Origin of the sequence: Haloplanus aerogenes, from assembly GCF_003856835.1 — an archaeon.
Classification (GTDB): Archaea; Halobacteriota; Halobacteria; order Halobacteriales; family Haloferacaceae; genus Haloplanus; species Haloplanus aerogenes.
The window spans coordinates 1,113,056-1,134,829 of record NZ_CP034145.1 but is presented as its reverse complement, the minus strand read 5'-3'; the positions used below and the strand labels follow the sequence as shown (position 1 = coordinate 1,134,829).

Genomic DNA, 21,774 nt, shown 5'->3' with positions numbered 1-21,774 from the left:
ACCCACCCCCATAGCTAATCACCAATTCTCACACATAACGACGCACTAAGCGGTGTAAGGGTTCGATTACCTGCGTCGGCAGTGAGTCCGGTCGTCGTGCGCGCACATACCTGCGCGTTAACCAATGATTAACTAGCGAGAGGGACTGAAACCCGAGAATTTTTGGGTTGGGTGAACTACATAATTTCGGGTTAGCCGCAGGTTCAGGCTCGACCGTCTCCGGGGAAAGCTCCTGATAACTATCCCCTTTTGTCGTGTTGGTGTGGTCGACCCGGTCGCCATGAACATTGGACTACTCCAAACCGACGACGTACTTCCCGAAACGGATATCCACGATATTCTTCGAAACGACCGTCGCAGAAACGTCATCAAGTGCCTCCAGGACCGGGGGCGCGAGGTGTCGCTCCGTGATCTCGCGGAACACATCGCCGAAATCGAGACGAACGAGTCGCCGCCACCGAGCAACATCCGAGACAGCGTGTACGTCTCGCTCCATCAGACGCACCTCCCCAAGCTCGACGACGCAGGTATCGTTGACTACGACAGCGACCGAAAGACGATCATCCTCCGAAAGTCCGCCCGCCAAGTCGATCTGTATATGGAAGTGGTCACCCGCTACGGCGTTACGTGGGCGACCTACTATCGAGCGCTCGGTACGATCTCCCTCCTCAGTATCGTCCTCGCATCTACCAACACGCCGCTGGTCTCGGCGATCGATCCGCTGCTGTGGGCAAGCTTCTTCCTCGTCGTCATCGCCGTGTCGACGCTCTACCAGTTCTGGTCGCGCCGATGGCTGTACCTTCAGCAGTTATTATGACCTTGAAATCTGTCGAACTTAATCAAGCCCGGCTTTCTTGTGCGATATTTTTGATCCACCTACCCCGAACGAAAATCCTAGAACCTAGAAGAACTCCCCTGTAGTGCTAAAAAAAGCCGATTTCGAAATTCAACGATAATCGGCTCCAATTATCACAGGAGATATTGATGAGCCAATGTTTATTCTAACTGGCCTCACATTCAAGGCTGAACCCATGAGTGAGAGTCAGAGCGACTGGACGGAGGCACCCCCCCTTCCCTCGAAAGTCGAGCGGTCCGCACCGTACATGGCCGATCAACTCGGCCGCGGATTCCTGCACCACGACCGTCGCGAGCGTGACGCAGCTATCGAAGCGTTCACCAAGGTCGACGTGTTGCAGTTCCAGCATCTCGACGAGGTCGAAGCACGCAAGGCCGCCGAAGGCTACGTCGACGCACTGTGGGCCAAAGACGAGGTCGAGGATTCGTGTCGGAGTCCCGACGACGGAGAGATCGATCCCGAGCGCCTCGCCGAGGCGGACTGGTCGGCGGTCGAAGAAGGCTTCGAGCGCCGAGCCAAAGTGGTCGGTATCGATCCTGAGTACGCACCCCTCACGACCGAGGCGTGGATCAAACACAAGATCGGTGGCGATTACTGGACGCCGATGATGAAGGCCCAGATGCTCGAACTCCGCGTCGCACTACAGGACCTGGAGTACCCCAACAAGCCACGGTATGGCCAGAGTGGCTTCGGTGCCGAGCCGACGCGGTACGCGCTCGGAGTCGAACTCCACGACACGCGACAGTACGAGCAGGGGCGCGAAGCGATGACGCCGTACTTCCAGCGGATTCTGGACGAACACGACGGATAATTCAGCCGCGTCAGCGACGTAGGACACTACCGAGAGTGACAACGCCGTGGGTTATCCTGCCGCCATCGCTCCCGGGGAGAACTGGGCTTCGAACACTCGGGCCCCACACCCCTCACAGGTGGCGGCGATAACGTCGATCGACCGGCAGCACGACTCGACGGTCTCCTCACCCAGCGTCACTGGCTCCTCGCACACCGGGCACTCCTCCAGCCAGAGTCGCAGCGCCCCGAGGATCTCCGTGCGCTCGTCGAATCCCAGACGGGGCCACGCCGAGTGTCGCTCCCGGAACTCTTCCTCGGCGGCGATATCGGCCAGATAGGCGGCCCGTGATTCCCACTGTCCGACGCGCGTATCGTCGATGTACGCCTCGTACGCGTCACCGTGGGACTGGATGCGGACCCGATCGGAGTCGATATCGAGCCCATCGAACAGCACGGCAACGCTGTCGTCCTCGTCGCCCCGTTCGCGGAGGGTCTCGATGCGGTCGTACCACGCCTCGCGGAACTCGTCGGTGAGACAGAGATCCGTCCCGTTGCGACACTCCTCGACGGCGTCGACCTCGAGAAGGAACGCTTCGATGTCGGCGTCGTCCTCGATGGCCGGCGGATCGGGGAGTTCGTGTTTGTCGAACAGTTTGAGGACGGAGTCGGGGAAGTACCGCTTCGTCAGCGTCGGCGTTCCGGGTACCAGATATCCCCGCAGATAGATCGCGGCGATGGATGCCACGAACACGAGGACGGCAATCGGCGGAGAGACGACCGCCACGAGGCCGCTGACGACGACGGCGATCACCAGGTTGACGGCCGTACACGGAACACAGCGATTCTCCCCCGTGTACTCCGGCTGGCGGAGGTGGTGTACGCGTTCACTGAGAGACATGAGTCGATCGTATCGAACATCGCGTCGCTCATAGATAATTGCTCGTTAACCATCGTATGGCCGTCGTTTCTCGATTAGTCGTCGACGGTCACGGTGTCACCCGACTGGACCATGCGTTCGGTGATTTCGACGGTCCGTCCGTCCGCACCGACCCGATACGTGCCCGGATTGGCGACCGTCACCTCGAACGTGCCGTCCGTCACCGGCGCTCGCCGCACGTACTCGAAGTCGTCGCCGGTGATCGACACCTCGGCGACGAGTCGAACGTGGTCCCTGTCGTCCGGCGCCGGACCACGAATCGTCGCGCCGGGGACGAGCCGGAACACCTTCCGGGCGCCGTCCTCGGTAGCGAACAGGGCGCGGAAGTGCCCGACGCCGCTGATATCACTGATCTCGGCACTCCCGAATCGGTCGTGGAGCGTCGACTGAATCGTCGACGAGGAGATCAACCCGAGATGCGGCAGGTCGCGGGTGACGACGAATCCGACGCGACCTTCGAACTCCCCGTACCACTCGTCGGCACTGTTGGAGTTGGAGAACAGGAAGTCCTCGTAGTGGCGCTCGGCGTACGAGTACGACGCCGCTTCCCCGTTCACGAAGTAGTTGTAGACGCGGTTGCGCCCCCACTTGCTGAGGACGTAACTCTCGGGATAGGGAATGTCCCTCTCGTCGACGTACTCCGTGATCCAGCGCGCCGCGTCGTAGGTGGCGTCGGTGATGACGAGTCGTCGGTCGATGAGCGCGGCGTAGAGCGATCCGGACCCGACGGCGACGCCTGCGAGGCCGGCGAGCAGTGCCACGCGGGTTCGATCCGGAACGACGAGATCGTCGTCGCCACCGTCAGCGGCGACAGCTGGAGTCGCGGTATCGTCGCTCCCGTCTCGGCGCGGCACGGGCGGCTGGACGAGGTCGAACCACGAAGCGAGCATCACGAAACCCATCCCACCGAGGATGGCCGCGAAGGGTGCGAGTTCTCCGGCGAACCGTCGCTGCAGCGCCGCCAGCACGCCGAAGTGGAGGGCGTAGACGCCGACGACGAGCCACCCGGGTTCGAGCCGTTGCCAGCCCCACTTGGCCGCGAACGGCAGTATCGGCGCCGCGAGCACGGACGCGAAGCCGAGGATGACCAGTACGCCGACCGCGCCGTAGTTGGCGCCGACGCCCGCGAGTTCGGCCGGGCCGCTCCGCAAGAAGAAGGCGAGGCCCAACTCCAGTTCGGTCGCGATCGGCGGAACCTGACGGACGGCGACGGCGGCGACGACGCCGAACACCACCTCGGCGGCCGCGAGCCACCTCCACGAGCCCCCGGTCCGTCGGACGGCGACGACGAGCGCCAGTAACCCGACGCTCCCGAGCGCGAGCAGGTCGAGTGCGTAGATAACGGCCTCGAACTGCCAGCCGAGCAGTATGTGGACGAGGTGCGCGAGCGCTGCACCGCCGACGAGACCGGCGACGACCGGTGCGAGCCGTTCCGGTCCCGGTCGACGAATTTCGACCAGTGCCACGAGGCCGAGTGCGGGGGCGAGCGGGACGAGCAGGAGCGGCGAGGCTTCCCACGCGAGCGCCTGAGCCGCGACCGCAACAGCGAGGGTGCCGCTGGCGAGCCACGTTCGGCGGTCACGCTCGCTCCGGGCGAGCAGTTCGATCACGGCCAGCGCCGTCAGCGCGAGCCACACGTAGTCGAAGGCGTGGTGGTCGGCCACGCCGAGTGCGGTCCGGTAGGCGTGCGCCGGCGTGACGGCCAAGAGTCCAGCCGAGGCGAGACCGACGCGCACGTCGCCGGTGAGCCGCGTGGCAGCACCGTAGACGAAGGCGGCCGTCAGCACCGCCGCGACCACGGGATACCACGCGACGACGAACCCCGATCCCCACGTGCGCGCGCCGAACGGCCACGCCGCCACCGAGAGCGTCGCGGCGAGCAGCGGTTCGCCACGGATCGCCCGGTCGGGAAGCGACGGGAGCGGCCCGCTCGCCAACGCCTGATCGACCAGATAGCGGTAGAAGTAGGGATCGTTCGAGGCGAGGACGACCCAGTCGTCGCGAAACACTTCCTGAATCGTCGGGAGACGAACGAGGACGACGAGCAAAAGGGCGAGCAAGAGCGCCGTCCGGACAGGGATGCGACGTTGTCTGTCGATCCCTTCCGGCGAATCGTCGGACCGTTCGGCCTCACTCATCGCCTACCTCGCTCGGACGTATCTCGTTTCTCCGCCACCATTCGATTGGACAGTGAAGATACAGCCACATATAATCGATCCGTCACTGAACGTCGTCCGCGCACGATCCTATCGAAGGAGCCGGATCGCGTCGACGAACACCATCCAGAGCTGTCGGATGACGATTCGAACGTCGAACCAGAACGACTGATTACGGATGTACGCCACGTCGTACCGGAGCTTCTCGTCGGGATCGGTACTCGTCACGCCGTTTATCTGGGCGAGACCGGTGAGCCCCGGTTTGACGAACCATCGCTGACACCACGAGCTAACTTCGGACTCGATCTCGACCTCCTCGTCGACCCACACCGCACGCGGTCCGACGACGCTCATCTGGCCACTGAGGATCGTTAGCAGCTGTGGAACCTCGTCCAGATGCGTCTTTCGGAGGATCCGCCCGACTCGGGTGATTCGGTCGTTCTCCTCGTCGTCGAGAGGCGTCGCGGATTCGCCTTCGGGGACCATGGTCCGGAACTTGTAGACCGTGAACGTATCCCCGAACTCGGCCGTGCGCTGTTGCGCGTAGAAGACGGGGCCGCCGTCGTCGAGCTTGATCGCGAGGGCGATGAGGAGCATGACCGGCCCGAGGACGAGTAGGCCGGCGAGTGCGAACGCGATGTCGAACGCGCGCTTGAGAACGTGGCTCTGCCAGTCCCACGGTTCGACATCGATATCCACCAGTTCACCCGTTTCGAGGCCCGTCGTGAGGACCGTATCGGCGTGGCGGTGGTGGACTTTGGCGTTGACGCCCATGCGATGGCACGTGTCGAGCGACCCGAAGAACTCCTCCTGGTCCGGGTACTCGAAGGCGAAGACGACGGTGTCGATATCTCGTTCGATGAGTACATCCTCGAGACGGGCGAGCCCGCCGAGACACTCCTGCTCGGGGACGGACGCGACGCTAACCGTCCCCCCGTCGGGAGTCGCGATAGCGGTGCCACCCTCGTGAAGTGGCCGTCGGAATCGCGACGCGAACGAGGAAATGTAGCCTTCGATCGGGACGTTCGTCTCCCGAATCACATCCTCGATCGTTCCCGGATCGTCGCCGACGACGACCGTCCGCTCGGGATCGATCCGCGGACTCCGGCGGATGACGACGAACCACACCGGGAACAGAACACCCATCGTGAGCGTCGCGAGAACGAGCGTCGTCCGCGGGAGTCGGTAGGTGTAGTCGAAGTAGCCGATGGCGGCGAGTGCGACGGCGGCGAGAAACACCCGCTGCTCGACGAGCATGATCGTGTCGAGCACGCGTCGCGGGCGCGGCTTGAACAGCGGAACGAGCGCAGCGAGCACGACGAACAACATCGTCGCGAGGGCGAGCGAGAGGTCGCCGTTAGAGAGTGTCGTCGCCGGAAGCCGGTTGAACACCGGCACCATGACGGCCAGTTGCTGGACGACCGGGTGGTTCGCGACACTGACACTCCCCACTGCGAGCGCTACGGCCCCCATTCCACTGACGAGCCGGTACCGCCACCCCGAGAGCATTACCAGTGGAGTGTGCATACGTCTATTTGGTTAGTTACTGGTTAACCGTTGCTCTTGACGCTGGTGGCCGATTCGTGTCGAAGAGTAATACGAGCCTACGGGATCGGAACGGATCGGTAGGGCGCGCATTACCCGGGGAAACGTGTCGTTAATCGAAGGTTATAGGAGGAGGCCGCCGGCGATGGCGAGAGCTCCCAAACCCACACAGAGGACCCAAACGGCCACTCTGCGGACGATGCGCATCAGGAGGTCGATGGTCGCGTAGCCGACGACGGCAGCGACAGCGAGGGCGACGAGGCCCGCGGTGGGCGTGACGCCGATACCGCCCCCGCGGACGACGCCGACGGTCCCGCCGATGAGCGCGGCGGGGATACTGAGCAGGAACGAGAGTCGGAAGGAGGCGGGACCGTCGTGGCCGCGCAGGAGGAGTGCGCTCGTCGTCGTCCCGGAACGGGAGACGCCGGGCAGGATGGCGAGACCCTGCAGACCACCGACCAGGAGGGCGTCGAAGGCGTTCGGCGTCTCCCGTGTTGCCAGCGAGCGCGCATCTGCGAACCGCTGGAGGAGACCGGTGGCAACGAGGAGGGCGCCGATGAGTGCGACGAAAGCGCCGCCCGTCAGTTCGCTCACTAACGCCTCCAGCGCGAGGAGCGCAACGAGCCCCACCGCCGACGAGGCGGCAGTCGCGAGGACGACGAAGGAGAGCGTCGCCGTCTCGCCGTCGAACGCCGAGGAGGGCTGAAACGAGGACCACGAGGCGAGCGCCGTCCGCACCTCGTCGCGGTAGTACGCCGTGGCCGAGCAGGCTGTCCCGAGGTGGACGAACAGCGCGTACGAGACGGCGACGCTCGGCGCAGTGCCGAGCGCCGTCAAGGCGATGGCGATGTTGCCCTCGCTGGAGATGGGGAGCCACTCGAACACTCCCTGCAGGAGGCCCACGACGACGGCGACCAGATGCGGGTCCATACCGTGAGGAAACTGTCAACACTTATAGAAGGTGTGGAAACGGCAGAAGGCGGGACTACGCTGGCCGCCGAACACGGCCGTGCCCCGTCGGGGAGCGCGCGGCACGGCCGAGCCACCGGACGGACAGCGCGGCGAGAAGCGCCACCGGCACGGCGGGGTGGACGAGTGCGAGGAGGGGAACGATCAACAGCGCGGTCACGGCCGAGTCGCTCTCGGTCCGGGCGGCGAGACGTTCGCATCGGGAGCGGGTGTGGGGGATCGTGTACATGGGCGGAGGGTATCGGGGAACGCTGGTTCACGACGGCCAGGGGGAGCGTGTGAGGGCCGAAGCGGAGCGGGGAGTGGCCGTCGGATACGGGAGAGGGATGAGCCGTCTGTTTTGTTTGTTCGGCTCGTCCCGAACAAACAGACCGAACAATTTAATGCTTACGGTACGTCGGGTAGAGACGTGAACGCAGGGCGAATCGAGGACACGGGCGTCGGGAGGCGACGATGAGCGGGAACGAGGACGCTGCCGAGGCCGTCCGGGAGGACGTGATCGAATCGATGGAGCGGTCGGCCGAAGTGTACGGATTGAGTCGGAGCGCCGGGCGCGTGTACGGCGTCCTTTACTTCGCGGCCGAACCGCTATCGATTCCCGAACTGGTCGAGGAGACGGGGTACGCGAAATCGACGATTAGCAACGTGACGCGAAAGCTCACCCGCATCGGCCTGATACGCCGCCGATCGAGCGGCGGTGGGGGGCGTCGCGTCCAGTTCGAACCGGAGACCGACCTCTGGTTCGTCGTGCAGGACGTGTTCCAGCAGTTCGTCGCCCGGGAGATGGGGACGACCCGCCGGACGCTCGACCGCGCGGCGGGCCGACTCGACGAGTCGGACGCCGACGGGACACGCGACCGTATCGAGGACCTCGCCGAGACGTACGACGAGTTCGAACGACTCCTCGAACTCGCGATGGATCACTCGGTCGACGAACTGATCGCGGCAATCGAAGCGTACGACGAAGAGTAGCTACCAGGAGACGGTGTAGACGCAGGCGTCGTCGCCGTCGCGCCGACACCGCTCACCACGTTCCTCGACGAAGACGAACGACTCGACTGGCGCGTACCGCCGGGCGACAGCCCGGATCAGCCCCCGGTCGAACTCGCAGGGATAGGGGTTCTTACAGGTCACCTCGCCAGTCCGGTCGCCGGTCGACGTAAACCGGTAGGAGCCGATGTCGCCGCCGCGGTGGTTGCGTCGGTACGCCTCGTCGATGGACCGTAACCCGTCCTCGACCGACGAGATGCCCGTCGGCCACTCGGCCACGTCGGGAATCTGTTCGCCGAGGCGGTCCAGAATGTGCGGTTCGAGTTCCTCGGCGAGCACTTCGAAGGTGTTCAGCCACGCCTGCTGGGGATACCACTCGTCGGGAGATGGGTCGTCGATGCCGTTGGCCGCGAGGGCGTCGTACGCCGTCTCGCGGTAGGATTCGGAGAACCGGGAGAGCGCGTCGTCGACGACGGCGAGGATCGTCCGACCGTGGACCTCCACGTCCTCGTCGAAGGCCTCGTAGAGTGCCATCGTACTGTTGGGTGTGTGGCACCGGGATATAGGTTGGTGGGACGACGGTCATCCGAGCGGTGGCTGGAGCGCGTCGAGCCGCCGGCACCGATAGAACCGGACGCGTCGCACGAGCAGGGTCCAGCCGACCACCGTCAGCGCCGCGGCGACGGCGTTGACGAGGATGTCCGCCGGATCGAACGTCCGGTACGCGAGCGTCGACTGGATCAACTCCATCCCGACGCCGTACGCCGTCGCGAACCCGAACACGAGACAGAGGAGTTGCCAGTTCGGTCGGGGACTGCTCTGGAGGGCGTACGCGAGTACGAGCGCCAACCCCGCGTAGCCGATGGCGTGGAGCCACGTCGAGAGCGGGAGGACGCCGAAGGGACCGGTAACCAGCCGACCCGTTCCGGGCGGGCGCACGATAGAGAAGACGAGAATGGCCGCCAGCACCGCGATCACGAGCAGCCAGCGGATCGACCGGGGAACGAGCGGCAGGTGGACACGGCGGCCGGCCATACACTTGCTACGGGCCCGGTCCTGAAAACGTCGGGTGGTCGCAGCCGACCGCAGTCGGGAGATCACTTAACCCGATCCACGCCGTCGTTCCGACGACGATGTCCTCGAGCCCGAATCCACGATGATCCGCGTCGACTGGCGAGTGAGCGGTCGACTGATCGGGACGATCCTCAAGTGGCTCTGGGTGCCGTTCGTGCTCCCGCTCGGGGTCGCCGTCCTCGATGGGAGTGCACTCCGCCCGTTCCTCTTGCCGATGGCCGGGACCGTCGTCGTCGGCGCCGGACTCGAACGACTGACCGAGCGGAGCGACCTCCGGGCGCGCGAGGCGTTCCTGATGGTGTCGTTCACGTGGCTCGGCGTCGCCGTCGTCGGCGCGACGCCGTTCGTCCTCGCCGGACAGGGGGCACTCGCCGTCCCCGTGAACGCGCTGTTCGAGAGCATGAGTGGCATCACGACGACCGGGGCGACGGTCGTCGGCGACTTCGGCCGTCACTCGCGGGCGATCCTGTTGTGGCGGGCGATCCTGCAGTGGATCGGCGGCCTCGGCATCCTCGTCCTCGCGACGGCCATCCTCTCGCAACTCTCCGTCGGCGGGGCGCAGTTGATGGAGACCGAGAGTCAAACAGCCGATAGCGGCCGCCTCACACCACGTATCTCGGAGACGGCCAGTCTGCTCGGGAAACTCTATCTCGGGCTGACCGGGCTGCAGGTGGCCGTCCTCTACGGACTCCACCTGCTCGGGGTCGCCCCCGAAATGACGCTCTACGACGCCGTCGCGCACGCGTTCACTACCATCTCGACCAGCGGATTCTCACCGCGTGCCGAGAGTATCGCCGCCTTCTCGCCCGCCGTCCAGTGGGCGATAATCCCGTTCATGATCCTCGGCGCCACGAGCTTCGTCCTCATCTACTTCGTTCTACGTGGTGATTTCGACCGCCTCCGCCAGAGCGACGAGTTCCGGTTCTACATCGGAATCCTCGGGTTCTTCGCCGTCGTCGTCGCGGCCGTCGAAACGGCCGACGCGACGTACGGGAGCGTCGAGGCCGTCGCCCGCCACTCGCTGTTTCAGGTCGTCTCCATCGTCACGACCACCGGCTACGCGAGCACCGATTTCAACCTCTGGTCGTCGGGGGCCAAACACGTCCTCTTCGTCTGTATGTTCATCGGCGGCATGGCCGGGAGTACGACGTGTTCGATCAAGACGCTCCGCTGGCTGGTCGTGCTCAAGGCGTTCCGCCGTGACCTGTTCGTCGCCGCAAGCCCAAGCGCCGTTCGGCCGGTGCGCTTGAGCGGCGACGTCATCGAAGAGGAGACGATCCGCGATATCTACGCGTACACCCTCGTGAGCCTCGTCATCTTCATCCTCGCGACGGTGTTCGTCGTCGTCGACGCCTCGCGGGTCGGCCTCACCGTCACGGAATTCGAGGCGATGGGCGCCGCAGCCTCGACGTTTTTCAACGTCGGTCCGGCGTTCGGCATCGCGGGGCCACTGGAGAGTTACGCCCCTTTCCCGCCGTCGACGAAACTCGCCATGACGTTTCTCATGTGGATCGGCCGCATCGAAATCATCCCCGTTCTCGTGCTGTTGACGCCGTCGTACTGGCGGTCGTGACGGCGATCACGCGCTGTCGTCCGTCTCCAGTATCGGTCACGTCCGCGCGTTTTTATTCGCCGGACACGTATCCTCAGCATGTCGACACGGCCCGGAACGCCACTACTCGTCCTTCTCGTCGACGGGAACGGGGTGGACGAGCGGGCCACAGCGCTCGAACGCGAGCACCCGCGATTCGAGGTCCTCACCGCATCCGGCGCGGCCGCGGGGCTGGCCATCCTCGACGAACGATCCGTCGACTGCGTCGTCAGCGGCGTTCCCCTCGACGACCGACGAGGGGGTGATCTGCTCGCGGCCGTCCGGAACCGCGACTCCGACCGCCCGTTTCTCCTGCTCACGGACGGCGAAATCGACGCCGACGACGCCTTCGCCGCCGGGATCACGGACTACGTCCCACGAGCGGCCGATCCAGTCGTGCTGGCGACCCGGATCACCACCGCAGTCGGTCGATGTCGGACGGATCGGGAACTGGCCGCAGCGCGCGAACGATACGACCTCGTCGCCCGCGCGTCGGCCGACGCCTTCCTGGAGTGGGATCTCGACGCGAACGCAGTCCGCCGGTGCGACGGCTTCGTCGACACGTTCGGCTACGCGCCGGCCGCGGTGGAACCGTCGTTCGACTGGTGGGTCGAGCGCGTCCACCCCGACGACCGCGACCGCGTGACGACACACCTCTCGATGGCCGCCGACGGCGACCTCGACGAGTACGAGGACGTCTACCGGTTCCGGGACGGAGACGGCACGTACGCGTACGTGCTCGCACGGGCCTACTGTACCGACGACGGGGACGATGGACGGCGGATGATCGGCATCCTGACCGACATCACGAAACAGATCGAGTATCTGGCGCGGTTTCGCGAACTCATCGAGCACTCCCTCGACACCATCGCCATCGTCGACGACGAGGGGACGATCACGTACATCAGCCCCTCGGTCGAGCAGGTCACGGGCGGCGATCCGGCTGCGCTGGTGGGGACGGCGGCGCTCGACCGAGTGCACCCGGCGGACCGGGAACGCGTCGCCGAAGCGTTCGAGCCACTGCTGAACGCGTCGGCCCGGGAGTCTGGTCCGATCGAGTACCGCATTCACCACGCGGACGGGGAGTGGACGTGGGTCGAGTCCGTCGCTCGCGTCCCGAACGACTCGACGCTGGTCGACGGCATCCTCGTCAACACGCGGAACGTGACCGAGCGCAAAGCACGCGAGGCGCGACTGCAGAGGCTCGAACAGGCCATCGACCAGACCGGGGCCGCAGTGTACATGACCGATGCCGACGGCACGATCGAGTACGTCAACCCGTCGTTCGAGGAACTGACGGGCTACACGAGCGCGGAAGCGGTCGGGGAGACGACCCGCATCCTCAACTCCGGCGAACAGGACGCGGCGTACTACCAGCACCTCTGGGAGACCGTCGAGAGCGGCGAGGTCTGGGAGGAAACCATCGTCGACCAGCGCCGGTCGGGAGAGAAGTACACCGCCGTCCAGACCATCGGTCCGATCGTCGACGACGGCTCGATCACGGGCTACGTGGCAATCCAGACCGACATCACCGATGAACTGCTCGACGAACAGCGGGTCGGCGTCCTCAACCGGATGCTCCGTCACAACCTCCGCAACGGCCTCAACGTCGTGCAGGGCCACGTCGACTTCGTCGCCGAGCGCGTCGACGACGACGAACTCCGGGACGCCCTCCAGACGGTGACTGATCGGTGCAACCGGTTGCTGGCGGAAAGCGAGAAAGCGCGACGGTTCCAGACGCTGTTGAACGCGGAGCGGTACACTCCCCGCCCGGTGTGGGAAGTGCTCGCGAACCTCCGGCGCGAGACTGATCGACTCGACGACGCGAGCGTGACGATCACCGTCGATCCGGCCGTCGACGGCGCGGTGTTGAACGTGATCGACCACGCACTCGTCGAACTCGTCGAGAACGCGGTCGAACACACGAACGGCGATACGGCGGTGACGGTCGAGGTGCGCCTGATCGACGCGGCCGAGTTCGAGTTCGTCGTCACGGACGACGGGGCCGGACTCCCCGCGATGGAGCGGCGCGTGCTCGAAACTGGCGCGGAGACGCCGCTCGAACACAGTCAGGGGCTCGGGCTGTGGCTGACACACTGGCTCGTTCAGATCGCCGGCGGCTCGGTCGAATTCGCCGACAACGACCCCAGCGGGACGGTCATCCGTGTGCGGGTGCCGCGGCTGTGAGTCGTCGTCTCAGGTCGACGCGTCCGGATCGACGCGCTCGACCCCGGTGATCTCGAAGCGGGCACCCCCGGTGTCGCTCGCGGTCACTGCGACCGACCAGCCGTGGGCGTCGGCGATTTGTTCGACGATGGAGAGGCCGAAGCCGGTGCCGCCCTCGCGAGTCGTGTGCCCCGCCTCGAACACCGTCTCGCGCTCAGACTCGGGGATTCCGGGGCCGTCGTCCGCGACGTAGAACCCGTCGTCCAGGTCACCGATGGTGATCGTCACGGTGTCGTCGTCCGGCCCGTGTTCGACAGCGTCACCGGACTGCGTCCGGTTGCCCGTGGAGCGGTATTCCACGGCGTCGTCGGCGCCGAGCCGACTGCCCGCCGAGCCATGTTCGATGGCGTTCCGAATCAGATTCTCCAGCAGTTGCTGAAGCCGACTCCGGTCGGCCTCGACGATCAGGTCGGTGTCGACGATCAGGTCGGCGTTCGTGGTGTCGACGGTCCGCCAGCACGAGGCCACGACCGACGACAGGTGGACCGGCTCGGTGTCGTCGACACCCTCGCCCTGCCGGGCCAGCGTCAGGAGGTCGTCGATCAGCGCGCGCATCCGCTCGTGGGCCCGCTCGATGGCGTCGAACTCGTCGCAGTCGCAGGTACAGGCCAAGCGGGCAAGCTGAAGCCGGCCCTGCGCCACGGTCAACGGATTTCGCAGGTCGTGGCTGACGACGCTGGCGAACGTTTCGAGCCGTTCGTTCTGGCGTTCGAGCCGCTGTTCGTACGCCTTGCGCTCGGTGATGTCGGTCAGCGTCCCGGGGAACGTCACTGGCGCCCCGGACTCGTCGCACTCGACGTTCCCACGGGCGACGACCCAGCGGAAGTCGCCGACGGCGTCGCGAACGCGGAACTCCTCGGCGTACTCGCCGCAGTCGTCGAGCGCCGCGTCGATGGCGTCCTCGACCCGGTCGCGGTCCTCCTCGTGAATCGCCGAGAGGAATCGATCGATGGGGACGCCGTCGGCCGCCGCGTCCGGGTCGATGCCGAACGTCTCGGCGAACGCGCGGTCGACGACGACCCGGTCTTCGGGGATGGACCATCCCCATGTGCCGAGCGCGCCGGCTTCGATGGCCGCCTCCAGTTGCGATTTCGCCTCGCGGAGTTGCCGCTCGCGCTCCTTCTGGTCCGTGATGTCCTGAATGTAGCCCCGAACGGTGGTGCCGTCGGTATCGACGGGTTCTCCACGGGCCCGAATCCAGCGCGTGTCGCCGCTCGCCGTGATCAGCCGCGCCTCGATATCGTACGGCTCACCCATCTCCATCGCCGCTTCGACGGCGCTGGCCACGCGGTCGCGGTCGTCGGGATGGATGAAATCGAGGCCCGCCGCAACCGTCGGCTCGAAGTCGTCGTCGACCCCGTGAATCCGCCGGGTCCCCTCCGTCCAGACGACGTTGTCGTCGGCGTCGTACTCCCACGCGCCGAGGTTGCCGAGGCGTTCGGCCTCCATGAAGAAGTCACGAATCCGTTCGAGTTCGCGCTCACGCTCCTTGCGCTCGGTCACCTCGCGCGCGGAGACGACGATGGAGACCACCTCGTCCTCGGACGCAACGGGGCGGAAGACGCCCTCGATGGCGTGGACGGTCCCGTCGGCGCCCGTGAGGTCGGCCTCGAACTCGACGTACTCGCCGCTGGCGGCCCGGTCGATCCGCGTTTTGATACCTGCGCGCGCTGCGTCCGCCTGCGCGAACCACGGCGTCCCCCAGAACGGTACCCCGATCACCGCCTCCCGCGGCGCGTCGACGTACGCCAGCGCTGTCTCGTTGACGTCGAGTACCGTCCCGTCCGGGTCGAGCAGGCCGGCGAGAATGTTCGGATCGTCGAGAATCGCCCGATAGCGGCGCTCAGCGCGCTGAAGCTCACGTTCTCGCTCCTTGCGCTCCGTCACGTCACGGACGGTCGCGAGCACCCGGTCGGCGCCGTCGAGACGGATCGGCGTCAGGTGGACCTCGGTCCAGAACTGCTCACCGTCGCTCGTGATGCCCGGCCACTCGAACGTTCGCGGGCCGGATTCGAGCGCGTCTCGAATCTGCTCCCGAGCGTGGTCCAGCGTGTACGGCGGTTCGTCGGGATGAACCGCCTCGAAGTCGGCCTCGAGAAACGCCTCGCGGTCGTAGCCGAACAGGTCCGCGTACGCGTCGTTCATGTCGACGAAGGAGCCGTCGGGGTTCTGGACGACGATGCCGTCCGGACTGTGCTCGAAGATTGCGCGGTAGTCGACGCTGTCGCGGGAGCGGTCGGCGGCGTCGACGACGCGGTCCGCCAACTGTCGCCACGGGTCGGAGACAGCGTCTTTCCGCACGTAGTCGGTGACGCCCGCCGAGATGGCCTCGCTCGCCACGGCTTCGCTCCCCGCGTCGGTAAAGAGGATAAAAGGCCGGTCGGGGTCGCGCTCGCGGACGGCGCCGAGGAAGTCCACCCCGTCCCCGTCCGACAAGTCGTAGGCACTGACGACACAGTCGGCGTCGTCGACCCGGCCCAGCGCCTCGTCGACGCTGGTCGCCGTCTCCACCGTGAGCCGCGCATCCGCACGTCCGAGTCCTGTCGCCGCTCGCGCAACGAGCCCCGGATCGTCGACGTAAAGGACGCGCACGGAATCGCCCATTATCCCCACCACGTGTTACTGATGTGAAAATTCATCGGTTAGCCGTCCCGTGCGGCCGCTTGCGCCTCGTGGCAACGATACCGACCCAAACCCCCATGACGCTGCCGGCCGATGAGGACTCCATGCTCGACGCCGAACGCCAGACGGTCGCCACGGCGGTTTCGACGCTCGCGAGGCTGACGCCCGGCCGCACCGGCAACCTCAGCGTTCGTCGCGGTGATCACGTCGCCATCACGCCCTCCGGGGTTCCGTACGACCGCATCGACGCCGCGGACGTGCCCGTCGTCGGCCCGGACGGGGAGGTCCACGGCGATCACGCGCCGTCCAGCGAACTCCCCCTCCACCGGGCGTGTTACGAGGCGTTCGACACCGGCGCCGTCGCTCACGCCCACTCGCCGTGGGCGACGACGCTCGCCGTCCTCCAAGAACCGATTCCCCCCGTTCACTACATGCTCTCGCTGGCTGGCGGAGAGGTACCCGTCGCGGCGTACGCGACGTACGGGACGGAACAGTTGGGTGAGAACGTCGTCGCCGCGATGACCGACGCCGACGCGACGGCGTGTCTGCTCGCCAATCACGGCCTCGTCGCCATCGGTGACGACCTCGACGGCGCGATGGAAACCGCCGTCGCCGTCGAATCGGTCGCGCAGGTCTACTGTCAGGCGCTGGCAATCGGCACGCCGGAACCGCTTCCCGAGGCCGAACTGGACCGCGTGGGGCGGAAACTGGCCGACTACGGACCGGACGGGGAGTGAGCGTCGAGGCGGAGCGAGCGTTAAGGTGCGTCGCCCGCTACTAGTACGCATGAGAACCATCGAGTGGGACGACGACCGCGACTGCATCGTAATGGTCGACCAGACCAAACTCCCCGCGGAGTATACGACCTACCACGCCGAGACGGTGGCCGACCTGATCGAGAGCATCCAGCTATTACGGGTTCGCGGCGCACCGGCCCTCGGCGCGGCCGGCGCCTACGGCGTGGCACTGGCAGCGCGGCGCAACGACGCGGACGCGTTCGACGCGTTCGTCGAGGCGGTCAGGGCCGACGCCGACGCCATCGCCACCGCTCGCCCGACGGCCGTGAACCTCTCCAGCGAGGTCGAGACGGTGCTGGCCGAACTCGACGCCTGTTCGTCGATCCCCGAGGCGCGGGAGCGAACGCTCGCTCGCGCCGAGGAGATCGCCGACGCGGACGTGGCACGAAACAAACGGCTCGGCGAACACGGCGCCGACCTCCTCGCGGACGGCGACACGGTGATGACCCACTGCAACGCGGGCGCTCTCGCGACCGTCGACTGGGGGACGGCACTCGGCGTGATCTACTCCGCACAGGAGGCGGGGAAGGACGTACGAGTCATCGCCAACGAGACACGGCCGCTGAATCAGGGGGCGCGCATCACGACCACCGAACTTCTGGAACACGGCGTCGAGACGACGCTCATCCCCGACAGCGCGAGCGGACTGTGTATGCAGGAAGGCCGCGTCGACGCCGTCGTCGTCGGCGCCGATCGGATCGTCCTCGACGGCGGCGAGGCGTTCGGCGATCAGGGCGTCGTCTTCAACAAGATCGGCACGTACAACCACGCGGTCATCGCCGACCGCCACGACGTGCCGTTCGTCGTCGCCGCGCCGCACGCGACGATCGATACCGAGCGAAGCGCCGACGAGGTGGAGATCGAGCAGCGCGATCCCGACGAACTCCGGGAGATCTACGGCGTCCAGAACGCGCCCGAGGACACCGACGTGTACAACCCCGCCTTCGACGCGACGCCGATGGAACTCGTCGACTACCTCGTCACCGAGACGGGCGTGTACGAACCGCCGCTGGATCGGGTGGCCTTCGAGATGGCAGACGAACCGGCGACGGTCTGAGCGGACGCCCGCGTCCACGACTGTGGGATTGGTTCCGGCGACACGAGTCCGGCCCACCCACTCGGCGCAGGTGACCGCGACGGTCGGCGTCTTGGTGTCGGCTCCCGCACGACCCGAACGTCTCATTCGTCGCCTGTCGGGTATCGCTACGCCTCGCCATCCCCGCTTAGTCGTAGACGTGACGCGACCCCGTCGCGTTCGCCTCGATGTAGTCCCAGTCGTACTCGACGCCCAGCCCCGGCCCGTCGGGGACGGAGACCGTTCCGTCCGCGTCGACGGCATCCATCATGTCGGAGTAGCTTCCCTCGTAGATGGGGGGTTGCGTGTTCTGACACACGGGGTGGACCAGCGCGAGTTCGTAGTAGTTGGTGTTCCGGGTGGCCGCGATGCAGTGGCGCTGTGCCGGCCCGGGGGCGTGGAACTCGACGTCGAGCCCGAACGCCTCCGCCATCCGGGCCACTTTCATCGCGCCCGTGATGCCCGCGTCGTACTCGGGGTCCGCCCGCAGGAAATCGGTCGCGTCACCGGCGGCGAAGTCGGACTTTATCTCCAATCCCCGGACGTGTTCGGTCTGGAGGATCGGTGTGTCGAGTTTCTCCCGGAGTTTTCGGTGGGCGTGCTGTGAGATGCCGCCGTCACGGAAGGGGTCCTCGTACCAGAAAAAGCCCTCCTCGTCGAGGGCGCGCCCGAGTTTCAGCGCGTCCGCGAACGTCTCCAGTTCGCACGCCGGATCGTGCATGAGATCCATCTCCGACCCGACGCGGTCACCGACGGCGTGGACGGCCTCGATTTCGCGGCGCAGGTCACGGGTGTCGTCGCCGCCACCCCACCCGTGGATCTTGAAGCCGCCGAAGCCGGCGTCGCGACACTCCTCGGCGAAGTCCGCGAACGCCTCTGGTGAGTCCAGCCCGCCCGCCTCGTCGCCGTGGTACGTCGACGCGTAGGCCGGAATGCGGTCCCGGTAGGTGCCGAGCAGTTCGTGGATCGGTGCGCCGTAGTGTTTTCCAGCCAGATCCCAGAGCGCGATGTCGATGGGGCCCATCCCCATCCGGTCGTATTTCCGGAGGGAGCGTTTGATCTCCGACCAGTGTTTCTCGCGTTCGAGCGGATTCTTCCCGACGAGATACGGCGCGATGATGTTGATCTGGGCGGCGCCCGGGGAGTTCCCGCCGACGTACTCGCCGGTGATGCCCTCGTCCGTGTGGATCCGCAGGCCGAACAGCTTTCGGTGGGTCGTCTCGCCCGGCTCGTAGACGAGATTGAATCCGTGCTCGTCAGTACCCACGTCCTCGAGAGGGTACTCGAACTCGCGACTTTCGATGCTCGTGATAGTCAACGCCATACGCGCAGAGTCCGGACAGCAGATGATAAGTATGCTGCCGGGACGGACGCGACCACGAGCCACACCCGTATCGGGTCGGCGTCCGTGACGCCCCCCGGCGGGCGTCGGCATCGAACTCAACCACGACGTTATCGAGGCACACGCCTACTGAACAGACGGTTACACGATCAACCTCTTCGAGACGGACTGGGAGAAGCGAGCGGTCGAGAAACGCTGACGACCGACGTAACGTGGGGCAGACGGCCAGATCCGTCTCGGCGGTCGATCGGAGCACGATGTGGGCAGGCGTCTCGTCGTACTGGGCGGCGTCTTCGTCGGCGGTGCGGCGCACCGAGCAGTCGACTTATTCGATCTCGATTTCGACGGCTTCCGCCGACGGGTCGGCGTCCTCGCCGCTCAACTCGTCGAGCGCGAGGGAGACGTTGCGCATGTTGGCCTTCCACGCAGCGTCGAAGAGGTCGCCCACGACGGGGATCGATCCGGCGGCCACGTCGACGCCGACGTAGGCGAGCATTTCGAGCAGCGTCGCGTAGGAGACGCCGAGGCGCGCCGATTCGACGACGATGTACAGCGAGAGGGCACCGCTCATCACGTCACCCGACCCGGGCAAGAGACCGAGCAGCGGGTCGAGACCGATCCGGAAGTCCGTCCCCGGAATCCGGACACTCTCGTCGAGGACGTGCGCCACGAACTGCATGCGCTTGACGGCCGCTCGGTCGACGGAGTCGGGCAGGTCGTCGATCGCTACGTCGAACGCGGACGCCAGATCGTCGCTCATGGGCGTGTGTGGGGGTCGAGACGGATAACCCTCGTGGCCCGGTGATCACCGATCGGTCGTCCGTCGCACAGAACACGAAGCGGGGCTTTCGAGGTGCTCACAGTTTTGCTGACTTATCCGAACACTACTCGTCGCTCCGGGCCGACAGTATAAACGCCCGCGGCCCAAACGTCGGGATATGGTCGTATCGACGGGCGTCCTCCAGTTAGGGTTCGAACTCGGGCCGGAGACGCTTCCACTCCTGCTGATCGTCGCTGGCCTCGGGCTCTCCATCGCCGAGGCGATGGCGCCGGGTGCCCACTTCGCGGTTCTCGGTGTCGCGTTGCTGGCGGCCGGCATCGTGGGGCTCCTCCTCGGCCCGCTGGCCGGGCCGCTCGTCCTCGCGGTGCTCGTCCTCGTCTTCGGTGGCCTCGCGCTCGTCGGCTACCGCCGGTTCGACCTCTACGGCGACGCGGGCGCCGGGCAGACGACCGACTCGGACTCGCTCCGGGGACGGACCGGGCGCGTGACCGAACGCGTCACGCCCCAGTCGGGGGCGGTCAAACTCGATCGCGGCGGCTTCAACCCCAACTACGCGGCCCGCTCCATCGACGGCGAGATTCCGGTCGGGGCCGAGGTGCTGGTGGTCGACCCCGGCGGCGGTAACGTCCTCACGGTCACGCCGATGGAGGAGTTGGAAGACGACATCGACGCCGAACTGGCGCGAGGACGGGCGCGGATGGAAGCGGAGGCCGAGGAGTCGGCCGACGCCGACGCGGCCACCGAAGACGAACCGGAGCGGGCCTGACGGGGCGAGCGTGCCGCGTCACCGTGGCGTTTAAATCGCCACCGCTCCGAACGGACCACAATGGCTTTTGAGGAGCTGCTGAGCGATCCGGTGATCCAGAAGTACCTCCACGAACTCGTCGGACCGACGGGGATGCCGGTCGCGGCCGCGCCGCCGGACGGGGAGGTGACGGACGAGGAACTCGCCGAGGAACTGGAGCTCGAACTCAACGACGTGCGCCGAGCCCTCTTCATCCTCTACGAGAACGACCTCGCTAGCTACCGCCGCGTCCGCGACGAGGACTCCGGGTGGCTCACGTATCTCTGGACGTTCGAGTACGAGAACATTCCGGAGAATCTGGAAGAGGAGATGTACCGCCTGCTCGACGCGCTCGAGGAGCGACTGGAGTACGAGCGGACCCACGAGTTCTACCTCTCGGAACCCGCGGGCATCCGCTTCGAGTTCAGCGAAGCGATGGAGTTCGACTTCCAGTGCCCGGAGACGGGCGCGCCGCTCGAACCGATGGAGAACGACGACCTCGTTCGGGCGACCGAGCGCCGTATCGAGGAACTCCGGAACGAACTCAACGTGGACATCACCCGCTGATGGTCGTTCTCGCAACCAAGTGTTACGTGGAGGGGTCGGCCCGGGAACGCGCACTCGACGGAATGGACGCACTCGTCGACAACGCCATCGGTGACCTCGACGTGGACTGGGAGGTCGGCGTCCGCCACGACGACTTCGTTTCGGTGACGATCACCGGCGAGGACGAGGTGGCCGCCCGCAACGTCCTCCGCGAGGAGTGGGGAGAGATCGGCACGGGCTTCGAGGACGGCGATGTCTACGTCGGCACGCTCGAATCGTGGGACGAGGACGGGTTCGTCCTCGATGCCGGCGAGCGAGTGCGGATTCCGGCCGACCAGCTCGGCCTCGGTCCGGGGTCACCGTCGCAGATCCGCGACCGGTTCGGCCTCGTCCAGCACATCCCGCTTCGGTTCGTCGCCGGCGACCCGCCACGACTGGCCGACGCGGAACGCGACCGGCTCTTCGAGTGGACGCGCAGCGACAACGGTCGGCTGAACGTCAACAGCGCGACGCGGGGTGAAGTGCGGGCGACCATCAACCGGGCGGGCCACGCCCGCGACATCGTCACCGTCGAACGCCTCGGCTTGCTCGAACAGAGCGTCGTCTGTACGGAGGGAACCGATCCGCCGGGCTTGCTCGCCAGCGTCGGGGAGTACTTGCCCGCGGAGCTCAAATGTGTCATTCCCTGAGC

General features: G+C 66.2%; 20 protein-coding genes. 10 read left to right on the top strand and 10 right to left on the bottom strand.

Features of this window, described 5'->3' with window-relative positions; genetic code table 11:
* Window positions 1-280: 280 nt before the first annotated feature.
* Together DU502_RS05725 and DU502_RS05720 are read left to right on the top strand one after the other, a co-directional pair.
* Window positions 281-817 (top strand): DUF7344 domain-containing protein, encoded by a 537-nt coding sequence (locus DU502_RS05725; RefSeq protein WP_121921022.1) that lies wholly within the window; start codon window positions 281-283, stop codon window positions 815-817.
* Window positions 818-1,031: 214 nt separating this feature from the next.
* Window positions 1,032-1,667, top strand: coding sequence for a hypothetical protein (locus DU502_RS05720; protein WP_121920939.1), 636 nt, complete (start codon window positions 1,032-1,034; stop codon window positions 1,665-1,667).
* A gap of 51 nt (window positions 1,668-1,718) precedes the next feature.
* Here the strand turns inward: DU502_RS05720 and DU502_RS05715 are convergent, their stop codons facing one another.
* From DU502_RS05715 to DU502_RS05695, 5 genes are all read right to left on the bottom strand, one after another.
* Window positions 1,719-2,546 carry a hypothetical protein gene (locus DU502_RS05715; RefSeq protein ID WP_121920940.1) on the bottom strand — a complete coding sequence of 276 codons (828 nt, stop codon included), beginning with the start codon at window positions 2,544-2,546 and terminating at the stop codon, window positions 1,719-1,721.
* Window positions 2,547-2,620: 74 nt separating this feature from the next.
* Window positions 2,621-4,723, bottom strand: a complete 2,103-nt coding sequence (locus tag DU502_RS05710) for an STT3 domain-containing protein (protein WP_121920941.1) — start codon at window positions 4,721-4,723, stop codon at window positions 2,621-2,623.
* Window positions 4,724-4,831: 108 nt separating this feature from the next.
* On the bottom strand, window positions 4,832-6,268 hold the full coding sequence (locus DU502_RS05705) for a sugar transferase (RefSeq protein ID WP_241966813.1): 1,437 nt from the start codon (window positions 6,266-6,268) through the stop codon (window positions 4,832-4,834).
* Window positions 6,269-6,409: 141 nt separating this feature from the next.
* The gene (locus tag DU502_RS05700) at window positions 6,410-7,216 is read right to left on the bottom strand and encodes an undecaprenyl-diphosphate phosphatase (RefSeq protein ID WP_121920942.1); all 807 of its coding nucleotides are present in this window, start codon (window positions 7,214-7,216) and stop codon (window positions 6,410-6,412) included.
* A gap of 55 nt (window positions 7,217-7,271) precedes the next feature.
* On the bottom strand, window positions 7,272-7,484 hold the full coding sequence (locus tag DU502_RS05695) for a hypothetical protein (protein ID WP_121920943.1): 213 nt from the start codon (window positions 7,482-7,484) through the stop codon (window positions 7,272-7,274).
* 224 nt (window positions 7,485-7,708) lie between these two features.
* Between DU502_RS05695 and DU502_RS05690 the strand changes: the two genes are divergently transcribed.
* A complete protein-coding gene (locus tag DU502_RS05690) occupies window positions 7,709-8,227 on the top strand; it encodes a GbsR/MarR family transcriptional regulator (protein ID WP_121920944.1) in 519 nt (172 codons plus the stop codon).
* Here DU502_RS05690 and DU502_RS05685 read toward each other — a convergent pair whose 3' ends face one another.
* Together DU502_RS05685 and DU502_RS05680 are read right to left on the bottom strand one after the other, a co-directional pair.
* Window positions 8,228-8,779: a hypothetical protein gene (locus DU502_RS05685; RefSeq protein ID WP_121920945.1), complete on the bottom strand. Its 552-nt coding sequence runs from the start codon at window positions 8,777-8,779 to the stop codon at window positions 8,228-8,230.
* A gap of 48 nt (window positions 8,780-8,827) precedes the next feature.
* The gene (locus tag DU502_RS05680; protein ID WP_121920946.1) at window positions 8,828-9,280 is read right to left on the bottom strand and encodes a VanZ family protein; all 453 of its coding nucleotides are present in this window, start codon (window positions 9,278-9,280) and stop codon (window positions 8,828-8,830) included.
* Window positions 9,281-9,401: 121 nt separating this feature from the next.
* On the opposite strand from DU502_RS05680, the gene DU502_RS05675 reads away from it, so the two are divergent.
* A complete protein-coding gene (locus DU502_RS05675) occupies window positions 9,402-10,892 on the top strand; it encodes a TrkH family potassium uptake protein (protein WP_121920947.1) in 1,491 nt (496 codons plus the stop codon).
* Between the two features lie 78 nt (window positions 10,893-10,970).
* Window positions 10,971-13,097 carry a PAS domain S-box protein gene (locus DU502_RS05670; protein ID WP_121920948.1) on the top strand — a complete coding sequence of 709 codons (2,127 nt, stop codon included), beginning with the start codon at window positions 10,971-10,973 and terminating at the stop codon, window positions 13,095-13,097.
* Window positions 13,098-13,106: 9 nt separating this feature from the next.
* On the opposite strand, the gene DU502_RS05665 is transcribed toward DU502_RS05670, so the two are convergent.
* On the bottom strand, window positions 13,107-15,740 hold the full coding sequence (locus DU502_RS05665; protein ID WP_121920949.1) for a PAS domain S-box protein: 2,634 nt from the start codon (window positions 15,738-15,740) through the stop codon (window positions 13,107-13,109).
* Between the two features lie 122 nt (window positions 15,741-15,862).
* Here DU502_RS05665 and DU502_RS05660 point away from each other — a divergent pair, with 122 nt between their 5' ends.
* Both DU502_RS05660 and mtnA read left to right on the top strand, forming a co-directional pair.
* Entirely contained in the window at window positions 15,863-16,495 is a 633-nt protein-coding gene (locus tag DU502_RS05660; RefSeq protein ID WP_121921024.1) for a class II aldolase/adducin family protein, read from the top strand.
* A gap of 49 nt (window positions 16,496-16,544) precedes the next feature.
* Complete coding sequence (mtnA, locus tag DU502_RS05655; RefSeq protein WP_121920950.1) at window positions 16,545-17,612, top strand: S-methyl-5-thioribose-1-phosphate isomerase; 1,068 nt, start codon at window positions 16,545-16,547, stop codon at window positions 17,610-17,612.
* Between the two features lie 166 nt (window positions 17,613-17,778).
* Here mtnA and DU502_RS05650 read toward each other — a convergent pair whose 3' ends face one another.
* Both DU502_RS05650 and DU502_RS05645 read right to left on the bottom strand, forming a co-directional pair.
* Window positions 17,779-18,954 carry a mandelate racemase family protein gene (locus DU502_RS05650; protein ID WP_121920951.1) on the bottom strand — a complete coding sequence of 392 codons (1,176 nt, stop codon included), beginning with the start codon at window positions 18,952-18,954 and terminating at the stop codon, window positions 17,779-17,781.
* 343 nt (window positions 18,955-19,297) lie between these two features.
* Window positions 19,298-19,732, bottom strand: coding sequence for a DUF4112 domain-containing protein (locus DU502_RS05645; RefSeq protein ID WP_121920952.1), 435 nt, complete (start codon window positions 19,730-19,732; stop codon window positions 19,298-19,300).
* 178 nt (window positions 19,733-19,910) lie between these two features.
* Here DU502_RS05645 and DU502_RS05640 point away from each other — a divergent pair, with 178 nt between their 5' ends.
* From DU502_RS05640 to DU502_RS05630, 3 genes are read left to right on the top strand one after another with little or no spacing between them, the layout of a single operon-like run.
* Window positions 19,911-20,519, top strand: a complete 609-nt coding sequence (locus DU502_RS05640) for an NfeD family protein (RefSeq protein ID WP_121920953.1) — start codon at window positions 19,911-19,913, stop codon at window positions 20,517-20,519.
* A gap of 60 nt (window positions 20,520-20,579) precedes the next feature.
* Window positions 20,580-21,104 (top strand): transcription factor, encoded by a 525-nt coding sequence (locus DU502_RS05635; protein ID WP_121920954.1) that lies wholly within the window; start codon window positions 20,580-20,582, stop codon window positions 21,102-21,104.
* Window positions 21,104-21,772 carry a DUF2110 family protein gene (locus DU502_RS05630; protein ID WP_121920955.1) on the top strand — a complete coding sequence of 223 codons (669 nt, stop codon included), beginning with the start codon at window positions 21,104-21,106 and terminating at the stop codon, window positions 21,770-21,772. The genes DU502_RS05635 and DU502_RS05630 overlap by 1 nt, the downstream gene beginning before the upstream one ends.
* The last annotated feature ends 2 nt before the right edge of the window (window positions 21,773-21,774 follow it).

Bases quoted from the DNA above. Each gene is read 5' to 3' on its own strand.
- DU502_RS05725 (WP_121921022.1), top strand. From the start codon at position 281: ATGAACATTGGACTACTCCAAACCGACGACGTACTTCCCGAAACGGAT.
- DU502_RS05720 (WP_121920939.1), top strand. From the start codon at position 1,032: ATGAGTGAGAGTCAGAGCGACTGGACGGAGGCACCCCCCCTTCCCTCG.
- DU502_RS05715 (WP_121920940.1), bottom strand. From the start codon at position 2,546: ATGTCTCTCAGTGAACGCGTACACCACCTCCGCCAGCCGGAGTACACG.
- DU502_RS05710 (WP_121920941.1), bottom strand. From the start codon at position 4,723: ATGAGTGAGGCCGAACGGTCCGACGATTCGCCGGAAGGGATCGACAGA.
- DU502_RS05705 (WP_241966813.1), bottom strand. From the start codon at position 6,268: ATGCACACTCCACTGGTAATGCTCTCGGGGTGGCGGTACCGGCTCGTC.
- DU502_RS05700 (WP_121920942.1), bottom strand. From the start codon at position 7,216: ATGGACCCGCATCTGGTCGCCGTCGTCGTGGGCCTCCTGCAGGGAGTG.
- DU502_RS05695 (WP_121920943.1), bottom strand. From the start codon at position 7,484: ATGTACACGATCCCCCACACCCGCTCCCGATGCGAACGTCTCGCCGCC.
- DU502_RS05690 (WP_121920944.1), top strand. From the start codon at position 7,709: ATGAGCGGGAACGAGGACGCTGCCGAGGCCGTCCGGGAGGACGTGATC.
- DU502_RS05685 (WP_121920945.1), bottom strand. From the start codon at position 8,779: ATGGCACTCTACGAGGCCTTCGACGAGGACGTGGAGGTCCACGGTCGG.
- DU502_RS05680 (WP_121920946.1), bottom strand. From the start codon at position 9,280: ATGGCCGGCCGCCGTGTCCACCTGCCGCTCGTTCCCCGGTCGATCCGC.
- DU502_RS05675 (WP_121920947.1), top strand. From the start codon at position 9,402: ATGATCCGCGTCGACTGGCGAGTGAGCGGTCGACTGATCGGGACGATC.
- DU502_RS05670 (WP_121920948.1), top strand. From the start codon at position 10,971: ATGTCGACACGGCCCGGAACGCCACTACTCGTCCTTCTCGTCGACGGG.
- DU502_RS05665 (WP_121920949.1), bottom strand. From the start codon at position 15,740: ATGGGCGATTCCGTGCGCGTCCTTTACGTCGACGATCCGGGGCTCGTT.
- DU502_RS05660 (WP_121921024.1), top strand. From the start codon at position 15,863: ATGCTCGACGCCGAACGCCAGACGGTCGCCACGGCGGTTTCGACGCTC.
- mtnA (WP_121920950.1), top strand. From the start codon at position 16,545: ATGAGAACCATCGAGTGGGACGACGACCGCGACTGCATCGTAATGGTC.
- DU502_RS05650 (WP_121920951.1), bottom strand. From the start codon at position 18,954: ATGGCGTTGACTATCACGAGCATCGAAAGTCGCGAGTTCGAGTACCCT.
- DU502_RS05645 (WP_121920952.1), bottom strand. From the start codon at position 19,732: ATGAGCGACGATCTGGCGTCCGCGTTCGACGTAGCGATCGACGACCTG.
- DU502_RS05640 (WP_121920953.1), top strand. From the start codon at position 19,911: ATGGTCGTATCGACGGGCGTCCTCCAGTTAGGGTTCGAACTCGGGCCG.
- DU502_RS05635 (WP_121920954.1), top strand. From the start codon at position 20,580: ATGGCTTTTGAGGAGCTGCTGAGCGATCCGGTGATCCAGAAGTACCTC.
- DU502_RS05630 (WP_121920955.1), top strand. From the start codon at position 21,104: ATGGTCGTTCTCGCAACCAAGTGTTACGTGGAGGGGTCGGCCCGGGAA.